At 51.1% G+C, this 16568-nt stretch carries 17 protein-coding genes, 1 other RNA gene and 1 other annotated feature (1 of these 19 cut by a window edge); of the genes, 3 read left to right on the top strand and 15 right to left on the bottom strand.

Annotation, left to right across the window (positions count from 1 at the left end; genetic code table 11):
• Positions 1–4: 4 nt before the first annotated feature.
• Together AC812_RS00945 and fdhF are read left to right on the top strand one after the other, a co-directional pair.
• Positions 5–730 carry a 2Fe-2S iron-sulfur cluster-binding protein gene (locus AC812_RS00945; protein WP_061918018.1) on the top strand — a complete coding sequence of 242 codons (726 nt, stop codon included), beginning with the start codon at positions 5–7 and terminating at the stop codon, positions 728–730.
• 19 nt (positions 731–749) lie between these two features.
• Positions 750–2912 carry a formate dehydrogenase subunit alpha gene (fdhF, locus tag AC812_RS00940; RefSeq protein WP_082149146.1) on the top strand — a complete coding sequence of 721 codons (2163 nt, stop codon included), beginning with the start codon at positions 750–752 and terminating at the stop codon, positions 2910–2912.
• On the opposite strand, the gene AC812_RS00935 is transcribed toward fdhF, so the two are convergent.
• From AC812_RS00935 to AC812_RS00900, 8 genes are all read right to left on the bottom strand, one after another.
• On the bottom strand, positions 2913–3110 hold the full coding sequence (locus AC812_RS00935) for a hypothetical protein (protein ID WP_061918020.1): 198 nt from the start codon (positions 3108–3110) through the stop codon (positions 2913–2915).
• A 40-nt stretch (positions 3111–3150) separates the two neighbouring features.
• Positions 3151–4479, bottom strand: a complete 1329-nt coding sequence (locus AC812_RS00930; RefSeq protein ID WP_061918022.1) for an AI-2E family transporter — start codon at positions 4477–4479, stop codon at positions 3151–3153.
• Between the two features lie 114 nt (positions 4480–4593).
• The gene (locus tag AC812_RS00925) at positions 4594–5226 is read right to left on the bottom strand and encodes an FHA domain-containing protein (protein ID WP_061918024.1); all 633 of its coding nucleotides are present in this window, start codon (positions 5224–5226) and stop codon (positions 4594–4596) included.
• 101 nt (positions 5227–5327) lie between these two features.
• A non-coding RNA gene (gene ssrS / locus AC812_RS00920) (6S RNA) lies at positions 5328–5504 on the bottom strand.
• 19 nt (positions 5505–5523) lie between these two features.
• Positions 5524–5982 carry a GIY-YIG nuclease family protein gene (locus tag AC812_RS00915; protein WP_062158741.1) on the bottom strand — a complete coding sequence of 153 codons (459 nt, stop codon included), beginning with the start codon at positions 5980–5982 and terminating at the stop codon, positions 5524–5526.
• Positions 5979–6893 (bottom strand): class I SAM-dependent methyltransferase, encoded by a 915-nt coding sequence (locus AC812_RS00910; RefSeq protein ID WP_061918028.1) that lies wholly within the window; start codon positions 6891–6893, stop codon positions 5979–5981. Before AC812_RS00910 ends, AC812_RS00915 begins: the two co-directional genes overlap by 4 nt.
• A gap of 3 nt (positions 6894–6896) precedes the next feature.
• Positions 6897–7985, bottom strand: coding sequence for a glycosyltransferase family 4 protein (locus AC812_RS00905; protein WP_061918030.1), 1089 nt, complete (start codon positions 7983–7985; stop codon positions 6897–6899).
• Positions 7986–8363 (bottom strand): 6-pyruvoyl trahydropterin synthase family protein, encoded by a 378-nt coding sequence (locus AC812_RS00900; RefSeq protein WP_061918033.1) that lies wholly within the window; start codon positions 8361–8363, stop codon positions 7986–7988.
• A 67-nt stretch (positions 8364–8430) separates the two neighbouring features.
• On the opposite strand from AC812_RS00900, the gene AC812_RS00895 reads away from it, so the two are divergent.
• Positions 8431–9390, top strand: coding sequence for a lysophospholipid acyltransferase family protein (locus AC812_RS00895; protein WP_061918035.1), 960 nt, complete (start codon positions 8431–8433; stop codon positions 9388–9390).
• Here the strand turns inward: AC812_RS00895 and AC812_RS00890 are convergent.
• The 7 genes from AC812_RS00890 to ileS all read right to left on the bottom strand — a co-directional run bounded on the left by AC812_RS00890 (position 9377) and on the right by ileS (position 16446).
• Positions 9377–10408, bottom strand: coding sequence for a zinc-dependent alcohol dehydrogenase (locus tag AC812_RS00890; protein ID WP_061918037.1), 1032 nt, complete (start codon positions 10406–10408; stop codon positions 9377–9379). The two genes, AC812_RS00895 and AC812_RS00890, sit on opposite strands and share 14 nt — an antisense overlap.
• The gene (locus AC812_RS00885; protein ID WP_061918039.1) at positions 10409–11137 is read right to left on the bottom strand and encodes a RibD family protein; all 729 of its coding nucleotides are present in this window, start codon (positions 11135–11137) and stop codon (positions 10409–10411) included. It abuts the gene before it with no gap.
• Complete coding sequence (gene ribA / locus AC812_RS00880; protein WP_061918041.1) at positions 11121–11774, bottom strand: GTP cyclohydrolase II; 654 nt, start codon at positions 11772–11774, stop codon at positions 11121–11123. The genes AC812_RS00885 and ribA overlap by 17 nt, the downstream gene beginning before the upstream one ends.
• 17 nt (positions 11775–11791) lie before the next feature.
• Complete coding sequence (locus AC812_RS00875) at positions 11792–12148, bottom strand: hypothetical protein (RefSeq protein ID WP_061918043.1); 357 nt, start codon at positions 12146–12148, stop codon at positions 11792–11794.
• Between the two features lie 19 nt (positions 12149–12167).
• The gene (locus tag AC812_RS18240) at positions 12168–12674 is read right to left on the bottom strand and encodes a lysylphosphatidylglycerol synthase domain-containing protein (protein WP_082149148.1); all 507 of its coding nucleotides are present in this window, start codon (positions 12672–12674) and stop codon (positions 12168–12170) included.
• Positions 12556–13188: a lysylphosphatidylglycerol synthase transmembrane domain-containing protein gene (locus AC812_RS18235; protein WP_061918047.1), complete on the bottom strand. Its 633-nt coding sequence runs from the start codon at positions 13186–13188 to the stop codon at positions 12556–12558. Before AC812_RS18235 ends, AC812_RS18240 begins: the two co-directional genes overlap by 119 nt.
• A gap of 105 nt (positions 13189–13293) precedes the next feature.
• Positions 13294–16446 carry an isoleucine--tRNA ligase gene (gene ileS / locus AC812_RS00860; RefSeq protein WP_061918049.1) on the bottom strand — a complete coding sequence of 1051 codons (3153 nt, stop codon included), beginning with the start codon at positions 16444–16446 and terminating at the stop codon, positions 13294–13296.
• Positions 16447–16493: 47 nt separating this feature from the next.
• Positions 16494–16568, bottom strand: a binding site (T-box leader) (it continues 185 nt past the right edge of the window).

The following is a 16568-nucleotide window of genomic DNA, read 5'->3' as shown; positions in this document are numbered from 1 at the left end:
TCCAATGAGCGAAACCATCCGCTTAACCATTGACCAGCAAACCGTTGAGGTACCCGCAGGCAGCACCATTTTACAGGCTGCGCAGCAGGCAGGCATCCAGATTCCGACAATTTGTTACCATGATCACTGCACTGCCAACGGTCTGTGCCGCATTTGTGGGGTTGAAGTAGAAGGAACGCGCACCTTGCAGCCAGCCTGTGTGGTGCAGGTGCGAGATGGTATGGTCATTCACACTCGCAGCGAACGGGTCATTCGCTCGCGGCGCACCATCCTGGAAATGCTGGCTTCCAGCGTGGATCTGAGCGAATCACCGGAGATTCAAGCCATGATTCAGGAATATTCCTCTGATCTATACCGCTTTCCGGATGCCGAAGCGCGCCGCCCAACGGTGATTGATGACAACCCCATGTACATCCGCGATTATGCCAAATGTATTCTGTGCTGGCGTTGCGTACAGGTATGCGCCGAAGATGCCCAGTATACCTACGCCATTAACTTTTCCGGGCGCGGTTATGAAACCCAAATCAGTACCTTTTACGAAATTCCCATGCCCGAATCCACCTGCGTTTTTTGCGGACAGTGCGTTGGGGTTTGTCCGACCGGAGCGCTCAAGCCCAAGCGCCAATGGTTGCTTGAAATGGGCTACAGCCCAGACGAGATCATGAGTCTGACACGCAGCCAGCGTCAACGCCGTAAACGGCGCGAAGAAATTTCCGCTAACCCCTCATAATACAGAGGAGGATAATATCATGTTGAATGCCGAAAAAGTTGTTCCCACCACCTGTCCTTACTGCGGCGTGGGCTGCAACCTGGAATTGCATGTTCGAGATGAATTCATTTACAAGGTAACCTCTCCCTTCGATTCCGTCGTCAATCACGGCAATTTATGCGTTAAAGGGCGTTTCGGTTACGACTTTATTTACAACAAAGAGCGTGTTACTGTTCCTCTTATCCGCAAACAGCCTCAAACACCCGGTCAGCGCACCCAAGCGTTTGATCGTTCGGCATGGCGCGAAGTCAGTTGGGATGAAGCTCTCGACTACACCGCCGACCGGCTGGTGGAAATTTACCAGCGCGATGGCTCAAAAGCCATGGCGGTTTACTGCTGCGCCAAAGCCACCAACGAGGACAACTACCTTCTCCAAAAATTTTTCCGCGCTGTTTTTCGTACCAATAATGTAGATCACTGTACCCGCTTATGCCATGCCGCCAGTGTAGTTGCCCTGCAAATGGCCATTGGATCTGCAGCCATGAGCAACACGGCTGCCGAGGTCAGCGATTGCGATGTGTTCATCTTAACCGGCTCCAACCCAACCGAAAATCATCCGATTATTGCCCTGCAAATGAAAGCCGCCGTCCAAAAGCACGGCGCAAAATTGATTGTGGTTGACCCGCGCCGCATCGAAATGGTCAATTACGCCACCCTGTACTTGCCCATCCGTCCTGGCAGTGATGTGCCGGTCTTTTCGGCAATGGCACATGTCATCTTCAAAGAAAACCTTTATAACCGCCAGTTCATCGAGGAACGCACTGAGAATTTTGAGGCCTTTGCAACCTCCATGGAAAAGTTCACCCCTGAATTCGCTGAGCAGATCTCAGGGGTTGACCGCGGGTTGATTATCGAAGCCGCCCGCATGTATGCAACCGCCCACAACGGGGCTATTTTTTGGGCGCTGGGAATTCCTGAATCCACTCATGGGACAGCCAACGCTTTAAGCCTGATCAACCTGGCTTTGTTGACCGGACATGTCGGTCGCAAGGGCACCGGCTTGAATCCTTTACGCGGTCAAAACAACGTCCAGGGAGCGTCCGACTCAGGTGCAATGCCATGGCACTACCCCGGTTATCAGGCTGTGGACAATGAAGAAAATGCCCGCCGCTGGGAAGAAGCCTGGCACATTGAACCAGGAGGGCTGAACCGGCAGCGAGGACTGACCACCACCGAGATCCTGGCAGCCGTTCATCCTGGTGGCGTGCGAGCCCTCTACATCATGGGTGAAAACCCAATGATGTCCGAGCCAAACCTCAACCACACCCGCAAGAAGATGCAGGAACTGGAATTTTTAGTTGCCCAGGATCTGTTCATCAACGAATCCGGTGCGTTTGCGGATGTTTTCCTGCCGGCTGCCTCCTGGGCAGAGAAAGAAGGCACCTTTACCAACACCGACCGGCGGGTTCAACGCGTTCGACAGGTCATTCCCCCACGCGGTCAATCCCGCCCGGATTGGGAGATCATCTGTGATCTCGCCAAACGAGTTGAACGCCGCTTGAACCGCCCCAATTCGGCCTATTGGGACTATCACCATCCTGCTGAAATCCTTGAAGAGATGGGGCGCTATGTCCCGGATTATGCTGGCATTCGGTATGATCGCATCGAAAAAGTCGGTTTGCAAACCCCGGTTCCAACCCCGGATCACCCCGGTACCCCCTACCTTTATGGCGAGCGTTTTCCACGCGGCAGAGCCAAATTCCACCCCCTGGAATACATACCAAACGCCGAAATGCCGGATGAAGAATATCCGCTGATACTGAGTACCGGGCGAGTGCTGGAACACTGGCACGGCGGAACCCTCACCCGGCATTCATGGATGGATGACCTCTTTCCCGAAGCCCTGATGGACATTCACCCGGCGGACGCCGCCCGTTTAGGAATTCACGATGGCAGCCCGGTGCGGGTTACCTCTCGGCGCGGTTCAATCGTTTTACGCGCAAAAGTGACCACCAAAACAAACATCGGGGTAGTTTTTATTCCTTTTCACTTCCGCGAAGCGGCTGCCAACCTGCTGACAACCGACGCACTTGACCCGCAGGCTAAGATTCCGGAATACAAAGCCGCCGTCGTGCGGGTAACACCCGCCAGTGAGGAAGAACTGACGGCTGTTTTCGAATCCCAGCCGCGTGGCAGATATTAATTACCGTCCATCCGCATCGCGGATAATCGCCCGTGCCAGCTGCAAAAATTCCTCCCACTCCTCGGTGAAGAAGTGCAGAGTCACATTATTTAATTCCAGATGGTAAGTCGTTTCCCCATCCGGTTCTTCGGCCTGCCACGCCATGTAGTTGTCGGTTTCTGCAATCGTTTCAGTTTTCGGATCCATGGCATTGCTCATTTCTTTTCTCCTTGATGATCGGTTTTGGTTTCGAGAATAATTATTTACCGGAATTCGTTTTTTTCTGGGGCGGCACATTTTTTTGCAACGCACGTCCCAACCAGTTACGAAACTCCTCCAGCCAGTTGACCAGCGGAATTCCATTGGGAAATTGTTTTTGAAAACGCCTGTTGATCCAGGCAAACAATTTACCAAACCATTGACTGATCCAGCGGGCCATTGCATTGGGTTCCCGGTCGGCGATCTTCTCCATGCCCTCCCAGGGGTCCAGGTCGAACATTTTGCGAAACACGTAATTGGCAATCAACTTGATCGTTGCCGTGACCGGAGCCGCCAGCAAGACCCCAATCAAACCAAACAGATTGGCGAATATTAATGCTGCCACCATAATCGCCGCCGGGTGAATGTTCAAAGCGCTTCCCATCAAACGCGGGACTAAAAAGTTATCCAGAGCAAAATCAACGACAATGGCCGAGCCCAAGACAATAAGGACATAAACCCACGGTTCAACCCCGAACAGGGTACTGCCCTGTAAGTAAGAAACCAACCCGTAGGTAATCCAGGTTACCCACGGCCCGATGTAAGGTACAAAGCGGGCAAGCCCTGCCAGCAGCGCCAGTCCCACGTAAAAACTCACTCCCAATGCCCCTAACAGCGGGATATACACCAGCACGGTTATGATAAAAATGATCATTTGACCGCGCAAAAAAGCATTCCAGATCCGGTTCAATTCCTTGCCAAAACGGGCAATATCCTCACTGTAACCCGGAATTTGCAGGTTAATCAAACGTTCGCGAACACCGCCAGAATCATTGAGGATAAAGTATGCAATCAAAACCGAAAAGAATAACCAGCCAACAGTGGTCGCCGCACTCGCAGCCAGTTTTCCAACAAGGGAGGTCAAATTAGACAGAACTGGCTGTACCATCCCCAGTAATTGACTTGCCAGACTGGCAAGGTCATACTGAGCAAGATCAATCTGGAATATACCAATTTCAATCGGGTGAGCGGTTAAATCAGCAATAATTTTCGGCAGGTCACGGATGCGGGTATCCAGAAAACGCACCAGATTTTGAACTTGCTCAAAAAGCGCCAACCCGCTGACGGTCAACAATGATAAAAGCCCAACCAGTAAAATCAGAAAGATAATGAAAGCCGCCAGCCGCCAGGAAAGCCTTAACTTACGGTGAAGAAAATCGGTGATCGGATAAAGCAGGTAAGCCAGGATAAACGCCACCAGCAACAGACCCACAATCTGGCGAAAACGGATCAGCAGTCCCGCCAGAATGGCAACCGTCGTCAGAGCCACGACCAGTTTCGTCGTACCGCTCCAACGTGGGGAAATTGATGGTTGCGCAGAATCGCTCATTGACAAATGTCCAGATTGGGCTTCAATTCAATTGTACCAGAGCAAGCCCGCAAATCCACAATCAACCCCTTGGAGCCCCTGCTGGAAGGTCATTGAATTGAAACCCTTTTCGTTCTAGGGAGGGCAAGCTCCCGGTATGAAAAGATTGGTAATCGTATTGAATGGCGAGGTGCAGTACAAATTCAAGGCATCAAAAATTGCAAAAGCAATACAACCACAAGCCAGCACAATCACCACAACGATTAAAACAATCATCAGAGGAGACAGTTTCTTTTTTGCCGTCTGGGTGCTTTTTTGAACAGCCGCCGGTTGCGGCACCTGACCGGTAAAGCTACCCGGTATCGGGGGAGGGCTTGTCATTACCGGCTCATACGCCGTCTGCGGTTCGGCTTCCTCTTCCAGCAGAGAACTACGCACCGCCGCAATGGTCGCATCCGGGTCAAGCTCAAGCGCTTCAAAGAGAAGATGGGTATTTTCCCCAAGTGTGATCAACTCCCCGCCCTGAAGGGCATAAGCCGTTTCCAGCCTGACCCCATTAACCGCCGTTCCATTGGTAGATCCAAGATCTTCGAGATAATACCCTTCGCCCTGCCGGTAAATACGCGCATGCCGGCGTGAAACCTCCGGGTCATTGACCACCAGCATGTTACTGGCATCTCTTCCAATAGAAATTAGATCACCCTCCACAGGGTAGGTCAGACCCGCATTCGGCCCGGACTTGAGTACCAGTTGATATCGGGCAGCCATCTTTTCATCTCCTCTTGGCGATTGAACTATTCATAGTGTAGTCCGATTGAGGAGGGATGTCAACAAAAAATCTCCATGCCGCTGAGCAACAGGAGATAAAAAAACCCCCCGCCGTGCCGTGTGCTGCGTAGTTTTGAACCTGCATTCGCAGGTATGGGATCCTCCACCGAGATCCGCCTTGACCGAAGTCTATCGCGTCACTCAAGTGATATTGGAACCCTCTTAATTGGTGTTGGCTCAAAACCGGTCGTGCTGCATCACGAACACAGCAGGGTTATCTTTCTTATACCACAATTTTTATTCCATGGGTAGGCGTTGACAATTCCACGCAAGGGTGAAATTTCTTAAAATTTTCGGAATTTGAGTTTCCGAAAAACCAATCAGGTGAGCCGGGCAGTCATTCCGACAATCCGTAGCCCCAAAACCGCCTGCCGGTATAAAAGCAGTAGGTTGCCTCAACAAAAATTGCGTCCACCAGCACTCCCACCGCTCATCGCCCTGTGAGAAGACCACCTCGACAATCTCACTGTGGGGACGCAGGTAATCAATATGCCAGTGTGGAGAAGTACGAGGTTTGAAATGATGCTTCAACCGCCCTCTTAAACCGCCGCTGCCCAACGCAGAACCGCAGTAAAAATAAACACCAGCCGGAAATGGAATTCGTCCTGACTTACCAACCAAAATTTCCACAGCATTGGTCAGCCGCAGCACCAAAATATAACTTCCCCCTGTGGAAGGAAATAGATCGAGCTTCATCGTTTTTGTACCAGGAAATCCATTTGATGGGTCAAAAAAACCAGTTCTCCCCTCTGTATTTGGGCATGGCGAATCCTCAACCACTCTTGAAAATCGCCTGGGTCAATTTGCGGGTAGCGCGGAATGGTTTCCTCAAAGAAATGCAGAATGAAATGCAAAAAATAAGCCTCATCAGCCGGATATTGACCACCGCGCGCAAAGACCACCCAATCCGATGATCCGGCATCCAAAATGTCAAAACCTGCCTGACCTGACACCGAAAAAAGAAGCCGTCCCGTCCGACTGCCACCTGAAGGCTTACCGTTGATGCGCCGCTCGTCCATGCTTTGATGGTACACACGAATGATTTGCTCATCCAGGGCAGCATGAATCAACGGCTCAAAAGCCGTCATCCCATCGAAGTTGATCGAAAAGTAGCCCATTCCACCCTGTTTGAGGCTGTTGTTGATCATTGGCAAAACAGCCTGAACGTCCACCACATCCAGCACAGCATTCGCAATCACCAGATCAAAATAATTCTGCCAGCGAGGCTGTTGCAAAAAATCGAACAAATCAGCCTTCAAAAAGCCATAAGCCACCCCATCGTGTCTGGGTTTTGCAGATTGTTGAAAATCCAAACCTTGCACATTCCAGCCTTGCTCCTTTGCCCATGACGGAATAATGCGATTGGCAACGGCAATATTTTCACTTTCAGCATCAATGCCAATATACTCCGCCTGTTCTACTAATCCCCATTCCAGCATCCGTTGAAACATCGTGCCGATGCCCATGCCCACTTCAAGCACTCTAAGCGGCTGCGAGTCGGCCTTATGCTCGATTTCCCGTCTCAGCGACTCCCAGACCTGCCGATTGAGCGCCCGATCATCCACTGACTTCTTAGCGGCTAAATATCGGACAAACGACCATTCCATTTTCTAACTCCATGTTTTACCCAAAAAATTCTCGATCAAAAACCGGCGTACCGCTGCCATGCTCTGCTGCCAGGCGGGGAATTGCTCATACCGCTGGCGGGCGGCTTGTTTAATAGCATTCCGCAGACTCGCATCGGCGATTAAGGTCGCCAAAAGATTACTCAACTCTGCTGGAGAATCGGGCCGAACAAGAAAACCATTGATCCCCGATTGGATGATTTCCCCGGCTGCCCCGTCTTTCCCGCCAATTGGGATCACCCCAAAGCGCATCGCTTCCAGATAGACAATTCCGAACCCCTCATACTGAGATGGGACTACCAGCACGTCGGCGGATTGCCATAACCGAACCAGATCCTCATTCAAGACTGCTCCATGAATGTGCACTTTCTCGCTCAAGCCGCTTGCGGCAATTCGATGGCGAATCTTCCGCTCATAGGATGGCATCAAGTTCGTTCTGCCCACCAACGATAACCGCCATGATTGCGAGCTCAGGGGTTGTAATGCCTCTAACAGGATATGCAGGCCCTTCCGGGGGATCCAGTTCCCAACAAACAAAAATTGCACCACCGCATTTGGGTTATGCGGAATGGAATGGGGCACGGTTTTTAAAGGCAAAGCATCGCCGCCGGGAGTTGCAACCACAGCAGGTTTTGGATTTTTGATGAGCCCTTCCACCGTTTCAAGGGTTGTCCGGCTATTGCAAATAAAACCATCCACAGAATTCAGATAAATTCTTTCAACCTGCCGATACCACCACCGCAATAAAGAGGGGTGTTGTTCATTACAGCGCAAGTGATGGACAATGCTCACCAGCGGGTAACGAACCGTCTTTTTCAAATTTACGTTTAGAAGAAAAAGAGAAGGATGATTGAGTTCATCCTGCAGCAGCACATCCACCCGCAATTGTCGCAGACGTTCTCGGAAGGCGGGGTTGAAATTGTCCTGATAATGTCGCAGGTAATCCCGCCAGGGCAGAGAGATGATCTCCACCTCATCTCCCTGACTCCGCAGATACTCCACCAATTTACGGTCGTACAGATACCCCCCGGACAGGGTACTTAACTCCCCGTAAATGATCAGCCCAACTCTCACTTAGCGGTTTACCTCATACCCTGCCCAGGCAAGTGAGTTTTCCCACAATTTGACAGAAATGCGCTCGACCGCCCCATGCAGAAACTGCTGAGCCAACGATTCACACAACACGCGAGCAAAATGCTCCAGAGATGGATTGATCCCCGCAAATTCCGGCAGATCATTCAAGGTATGATCGCGGTAATAAGCAATCAGGCGGTCGAGAGCCTGCTCAATCGCCACGATGTCCACCAGATATTGATGTTGATCGAGCTGCTTTCCGCTCAATTCCAATTCGAGGCGATAGGGATGCGAATGAAGTTGATTTTCTGCTCCCCAATCCCCGCCAATCAGATAATGCTGGGCAATAAAATCCCTCAGCACACCGACCCGGTACATAGTTTCACTCCTTTTACAAAAAGATGACTCAGCCCAAAGCAATCAGCAAATCTACTATAATCTTAACATGATCATGGCTGATGATCAGTCCAGTGAACAAACTTTGGTGGAAATCAACATTGAGGATATGTTGATTTCCTTCGGCATTGAAAAGCGACCTCTGGCACGTCAGATTGCCCGACGTTTATTCGACTATCCGGCCCGCAAGTTTACCCGCCATGTACTCGAATTTGACCGCGAGGTTGCTTCGGGTGGTCTTAATGCCGGTTCACGGAGAATGCTCCCCGAATATGTCCGTTCCCTGAACGTGAGCGGTCAGGAATATCTTCCCCACAGCGGGCCAGTTTTAATCCTCTCCAATCATCCCGGCATGGCAGATACGCTCGCCCTGTTTGCAGCCTTGCCGCGTTCCGATTTACGCGTTCTGGCAGCCGAACGTCCCTTTTTGCGGGCTTTGCCGGCCACCAGCCGCTACTTATTCTTTGTTCCAGAAGCAGAACACCAACGTGGCGAGGTGATTCGTCAAGCCGCTGCTCATCTGCGGGCTGGCGGGGCTGTGCTGACCTTTCCCGGCGGAAAAATTGAACCCGACCCGAAAGTTTTGCCGGGTACGCTCGATTCCCTGGATGATTGGTCAATCAGTACCGGCTTGTTTGTGCGGCTCGTTCCCGGTTTGCCGATCCTGCCGGTGCTGGTCAGTGGTGTGATTGCAGCGCCTTCTTTGCGCCACCCTCTCACGCTGCTCCGCCGCCGGCCAGAAGACAAACGCCGTCTGGCAGCCACTCTGCAAATTTTGATGCGCGAACTTTTCCCAGCATTGTGGCCGGTGGATGTTCAGGTTGATCTCCTTCCCCCAATTGACACCCGTCCATTGGCTGTTTACCGCCGCCCGGAGGAAATCACCCGTCACTTAATGGATCAGATTCGCCCGCTCTACGAGCGAACAATCGAAAAAATCAAGAACTCCGCTGATCACCCACCCCATTTACCCACACGCCAACCCGCCGATCACCTTACCGATATGTAAAAACCGCTTGTAATACTTGCTCGGGCGAATCAACCAGCCATTGAAACACCTGATCGGCCTCAGACAACGGAAAAAGATGGCTGATCCAGTTACCGGGTTTGACTTTCTCCAGCTGTTCAAATACCACCTCAAAACGGCGCCGTTTATCCCATCGTCCGATGAGCGATGGATCAATTGTGCTGACCTGACTGGAAGAGATGCTGATTCGGTTGCGATGAAACGCTCCACCCAATGCCAGAGAAGCCGTTTTCTTACCGTACCAGGAACCGATGATCATCCGGCTGTTGAATCCACACACCTCAATCGCCTGATTGATCACCTCTGGGTTACCACTCAGTTCATAAACCAGGTCTGCGCCAGTGTTGGGTAAACCGGCCGATTCAAGCGCCTGACGGAGCAATCCGGTTTGCGGAAATTCAACAGGGTTGAGGGCAATATCCGCGCCAAGGCTGAGGGCAATCTGTCGTCGGTAAGGGAACAGGTCCAATCCACCCAAAAATCCCAGCGGAAACTGCCCCAGTAAAGCACAAGTCAACAAGCCCACCATCCCCAAACCAAACACCAGGACGGCTTCGCCCAGCAAGGGCTTGCCATCCTGAAGAAAATTGACCGCAGTTTCCATGTTTGGCAAAAACACCGCATCTTCATCCCGCAGGGTATCCGGCAAGAGGATTAAGTCATCCCATGAAACTGTGAAATGACTGGCATGAGGATAAAATGCAAATACCCGCCTGCCCAGCCATGCGGGAGAAATCCCTTTGCCACATTCGATAATCTCTCCCACACAGCAATACCCATATCGGAAAGGATACTGGAATTCTCCCCTCAAAGCTGCCAGATTCTCGTCCAGACTGAGATGTTCGGGAAACAGTCCCTGATAGATCATTGCTTCCGTACCGGCGCTGATTCCGCTGAAACGGGTTTGAACCAGCACTTCATTTTCAGCCGGAGAAGGACAATCTTCTTCTACAACCTCAACTTTCCGGACTGACCGGTGAACCAAAACCTGCCGCTTCATTTAGCGCTCCGACCAATCCAGATCACCGAATACCACCACATCCCTGCCAAACACTTCATAGCGGACATGGTTCAACGAAGGCAATTGATCCGACGCCCGCTGATGACTGATCACATTCACACCGCCCAGCCAGCGCGGAACAATTGTGATCACGGCTAAATCTGCCAGCCTTTCGGTGAGAAACGAAGTTAAGACCTTCGCTCCTCCCTCTACCATCACTGATTCAATCCCTCTCTGCCATAATTCTTGCAATAATTTTTCTAAATCCAATCCGCGATCACCGCGGCGCGGTAAAGGGATCAATTCAACCCCACGTTGAAGCAATCTTCGTTGTCGAGTTTCTTCAGCCGTAACGGCACAGGCCACCCAGACTTTACAATCCTGACGGCGCAGCAATTGACATTCAAGGGGAATTCGTAGCCGAGAGTCCAGAATGATCGGCTGCGGGTTTTTTCCCTTCACCAATCGCACAGTCAACTGGGGATCGTCGGAAAGCACCGTCCCAATCCCGATCAGAATGGCATCATGGCTGGCACGCAAACGATGAGTCAGGCGTTGGGACTGAGGCCCACTCAAACCAATCGGTCTTCCCCGCCGAATGGTCAGGCTTCCATCCAGCGTTTGGGCATAGCTGAGTGTAACCAGCGGCTTCTTCTGATTTTCAGCCAATTTTTTATGCTGGTTCAACCAGTCAATCGCTGCAAGTTCAATATCAGGGATGATTTCCATTGCGATTCGATTCGGAGTGAACAAATTGAAGTACTTCTGCATCCAGCAGGTGATTCATCCGCTTTATTTTGGTCATCAAGTAGGCGGCATTATCCGGATATATGGTGGGGATGAGCGGTATTCGCTCAACAACGCGGATTCCGCGGCTCTCTAAATCGGCAATCTTGTCCGGGTTATTGGTCAACAGACGCACCGACCGCACCCCCAGATCCTTCAAAATGGCCGCAGCCACACTGTATTCGCGTTGATCTTCAGGATGCCCCAAAGCAAGATTTGCATCCACCGTATCCATTCCTTGATCTTGCAGATTATAAGCCCGTAGTTTCTCCATCAAACCAATGCCGCGGCCTTCCTGCCGCAGATAAACAATTACCCCGCAATCCTCCAGGGCAATGTATTCCATCGCATGGTGCAATTGTTCCCCACAATCACACCGGCGCGAACCCAGAACATCACCAGTGAAACATTCCGAATGAATCCGGACAGGCACGTTTTCCTTACCGAACACGTCCCCCCGAATCAACGCCAGATGTTCCTTGTCGTCCCGATTATTGGTGTACAGGCAGAGCTGGAATTCTCCCACTGCGGTTGGGACTCGCGCGCAAACAATTTGATTCAAAATTAATGGTTCTTCCATTACAACACCTCAATGATTTAAGAAGATTGACGATTACCGAATGAACCCCGCCGATAATCCATCCACAAACTGATCAAAAGGGCTATTTCAACGATTTTCGTAGCAAACCCCAACGTTGAGCGCTCACCAATCGCAACCCACAAGAGAATGGTCACCAGAGTGTATCCCATATAAGCCCAGGCAATCCATTTTCTTCGCTGAGTAAACAGCGGTATTGGTAAAAAATATGCTGCAGCCAGCGAAAGGAATCCCAAACCATTCAAGATGAACACCACATCCGGAAAAAGCAATGAAATGTGAATTGCAGCGGTCGCAAGGGTGAGCAAAATAATTAATCCCTCCAAAACCCCAATCTTTGAGCGAGTAGTCATCATGGGTATCTCCATTCTTTTATTACTTAAAATCCTCTTGAATTGAATGGGATGGGCGGGTTAGAAACCAGCCACCCAGCATCAAGCCTGCCAGTCCAATGGACACATCCCTGGCGCGCATCCATAAACTCAGTGCCAACCCCGCTGCTGCCGGCATTCCGACTGATTGCATTGCGAAAACCTGACTGGCTTCCAAAACCCCCAATCCACCCGGTAAGGGTGCCAAAAAGGCAAGCCGCGAAAGAACAAACGCAAACGCAACTTGCTGACCATTCATTTGCAAAGCCAGAAATTGCGCAGCCAGATAGTACTCTAAAATCATCCCCGCCCAGGAAAGCAGAGACACCAAAATTGCCAGGAGCAGGCTTTTTGGATTTTTTTCCAGGAAGATTGCAATTTGACCTTCTGCCTCAACCAGCAGTTGACTGGTTTTCCGCATCCATTGCCGGTTTGAACGGTGGGCTCCACTCTTTTCTACCAGCCACTTGATAGGATATAAGTGGCTTTTCAAGGCAACCAGATGAATCATGGGAACCACAGCCACCAGCAAAACCAGGACCCAGCCATTTTGGCTGGAGAATATGGCTGCCAAAGCCCGCGTTTAAAGTTAGGAAAAGTCCCCCGAAGATGACCAGAATATTCACCAATAACTCCAACAATTTATCCAGATAGACGGACGAAATGGCAGCAGGGGTTTGAACAGGATGATGACGGGTCAAAAAGGCAACCTGCGCCGGTTCGCCGCCAAATTGCGGGCCGGGTGTAAAGTAGCTCACTCCAAAACTGGTTAAGCGGTAACTGACCAGTTTATTCAGAGGCACTTTCATCCCCATGGCGCGCAGAATAATCTCCCAGCGCAATGCAATCAAAAGAAAAACTAGAATGTTGACCCCTGCTAAAATCATGACCTGAGCAAGGTGGAGACGAGAAAATACCTGCACAATCTCATTCAGCGGCGTTGAACCCAGCGACCAAACCAACAGAGGGATTGACGCCAGCAAAATCACCCAAATCCATTTCGAAACGGAGGTTTTTGATTTCATTCTATTCTATTGTACCAACCAGACCAAGTTTGTAAAGTTTTTGTAACGTTAATGTAGAACAGGGCACCCATCTGGGTGCCCTGTTTGTTTGAATTATTCTGGATTTTATTCCACCCTTTTCAGGGCAATGGTCACTTCCTGGTCGTCGAAGGTATCCTGCGTCGTGGGCAGGTTCTCAGCCGGCAGTGAATCAACCATCTCAATACAGAGCGTTTCGGCTTGAATATAACCGGCAAAGTCTTTAACGGCTTCCGCCAGCAAAGGTGTGGCTGAGTAATAAAGCCGGATTCGGTCTGAAATTTCTAAATCGGCTTGTTTACGCAAATCTTGAACCCGGCGTACAAACTCCCGTGCCAACCCCTCTTTGACAAGTTCCGGGGTCAAGTCCGTGACCAAAGCCGCCAGATAGGCACCTTCACTGGCCACTGCAAAGCCTTCACGCGCCATCGCTCGCACTTCCACCTCTTCCGGTAAAATGGTAAAGGTTTCCCCTTCCAGCACCACTTCAAGCGGCTTTCCGGCCAGCAGTCGTTTTGCAGCCGTTTCGGGTTCCAGTTCCAGTAATGCCTTGCGGATCGCCGGAAATTTGCTGCCGTACTTTTGACCCAATTGTTTGGGCAAGGGGTTGAGCGAATAGGCAACCGCTTCGGCGGTTGTATCCAGCACACGCACCTTCTTGACATTTAATTCATCTTCCAGCAAATCCGCGTAGGCTTCGACCACGCGCATTTCCTCGGCCGTGCCAACCGAAAAAGCCGCTTCCGCCAGGGGTTGGCGCACTTTGCGGTTGGCTTTATTTCGCGCAGCATGTCCAACCGAAGCCAGTTTCATCACCAGAGCCATTTCGCGGTTGAGCCGTTCATCAATCACCGCTAAATCGTAGCCGGGCCACTGCGCCAGATGTACCGATTCCGGTGCAGATTCATCCAGACTGCGTACCAGATTCTGGTAAAGCTCTTCTGCAATGAAAGGCATGGTCGGCGCAAGTAATTTGGAAAGTGTGACCAGGGCTTCATAGAGCGTTGCATAGGCTGCGCGCTTGTCCTCATCCGACTCGCTCTTCCAGAAACGCCGCCGTGAACGCCTCAGGTACCAGTTGGATAACTGATCCACAAAAGTTTCAATTGGACGGGTGGCTCCCAACACATCGTACGATTCCATGGCCTCGGTAACATCCCGCACCAGTGTATGCAAGCTGGATCGTAGCCAGCGGTCCAAATCACTGTATTGCGGGAGATGAGAAGCATCCGGTTTCCAACCGTCCAGATTTGCGTAGGTTACGAAGAAAGAGTAAGTGTTCCACAAGGTCAGTGTGAAATTTCGTACCACCTCTGAAACCAGCTCGGATGAATAACGCCGCTCCTGGCCGGGCGGGCTGGCGGTATAAAGATACCAGCGCATGGCATCGGCACCGTGTTTATTCAAAACATCCCACGGATCGGCTACATTCCCGCGCGATTTTGACATTTTTTCGCCTTTGCCGTCTAGAATCAGACCAAGGCAAATCACATTTTTGAAACTGACCTGATCGTTGAGCAGAGTACTGATCGCATGAAGCGAATAAAACCACCCACGGGTCTGATCTACGGCCTCGCAAATGTAATCGGCCGGATACTGTCGGGCGAAAATTTCCTGATTTTCGAAGGGGTAATGCCATTGGGCATAGGGCATTGAACCCGAGTCGAACCACACATCAATCAGTTCGGGTATGCGGCGCATTTTTCCACCACACTCCGGACAAGAGTAGATGATTTCATCCACATGCGGACGGTGCAGGTCCAGGCCGGAAAGATCACGCCCCGCTTTCTGGCTTAATTCAGCCACCGAGCCGATGCACTCCTGATGTTTGCACTGCTCACATTCCCACACCGGCAAGGGGGTTCCCCAATACCGCTCACGGCCCAAGGCCCAGTCAATGTTGTTTGCCAGCCAGTTTCCAAACCTTCCGGTCTTAATGTGAGCCGGATACCAGTTGATTTGTTCGTTCAGCTCGACCATCCGCTCCTTGAACTGACTGGTTCGAATATACCAGGTTGGGCGGGCATAATACAGCAAAGGGGTATCGCAGCGCCAGCAGAACGGATAGGTGTGGGTGTACGTTCCCGAACGGAAAAGTAAACCGCGTTGTCGCAAATCTTCGGTGATCAATGGGTCAGCATCTTTGACGAACATGCCTGCCCAGGGACGCACATCGGAGATAAATGTGCCATTGGGCGCCACCGTCATCAAGATCGGCAAATCATACTCCAGCGCTGCGCTCATATCTTCGGCACCGAAAGCTGGCGCCATGTGAACCAGGCCTGTACCATCCTCGGTAGTCACAAAATCGCCCATCACTACATAATGAGCAGGCTTGTCGGGCGGAACAAAGGTAAATAAGGGTTGATAGCGCTTGCCTTTCAGGCTTTTACCCTTCATCTTCCTTACAACCGTGAACGGCTGGTTGTTGAAGACCTTTTCAAGTAGGGCTTCAGCGAGGATTAATTTTTCGCTGCCGCCTTCTTCCATTTCCCGTTCCACCACCACGTATGTTTCTTCCGGATGAGCAGCCACCGCCACATTTGCCGGCAATGTCCACGGAGTCGTCGTCCACACCAGTAAGGCGGTATCCGGTTCATCAACCAGCGGCATCCGCACATAGACCGAGGGATCGGTTGCTTCATCGTAACCCAGCGACACCTCATGGTCGGAAAGCGGCGTACCACACCGCGGGCAGTACGGGACAACTTTGAAACCCTGATACAACAATCCTTTGTCCCAGAAATTCTTCAAGATCCACCAAACCGACTCGATGTAATCGTTGGTATAGGTTATATAAGCCGTATCCAAATCCACCCAATAAGCGATCCGGTCGGTCAACTTTTCCCATTCCTGAATGTAGGAAAAGGCCGATTCACGGCAAAGTTCATTGAACCGGGCAATTCCAAAATCCTCAATTTGTTGTTTATTGGTAAAACCGAGTTTTTTCTCAACCTCGATCTCAACCGGCAATCCGTGGGTATCCCAACCACCGCGCCGGATGACATGATAACCCTGCATGGTCTTGTAGCGGGGAAATACGTCCTTGAAGGCGCGTGCCAGCACATGATGCACACCCGGTTTACCATTTGCTGTGGGAGGACCTTCATAAAAAACGTATTCCGGGCCACCTTCCCGCTGCTCCATAGTTTTCTGGAAAATTTGATGCTTTTTCCAGAATCGGAGCACACCCTCTTCCATTAACACAATATTGAGTTTTGGAGAAACCGGTCGAAACATGTTCACTCCTTTAATTACTTGAATTTAAGACATAAACCCTCTGCCCACACAGGGACGAGAGGGTTTTCTCGCGGTACCACCCTGTTTCCTGCTGATCCAGCAGGCACTCAGCCGAATACGCC

The organism is Bellilinea caldifistulae, assembly GCF_001306055.1.
GTDB classification, from domain to species: domain Bacteria; phylum Chloroflexota; class Anaerolineae; order Anaerolineales; family Anaerolineaceae; genus Bellilinea; species Bellilinea caldifistulae.
Note: the sequence above shows the minus strand (reverse complement) of the source record. Positions and strands in the feature narration are given on the sequence as shown.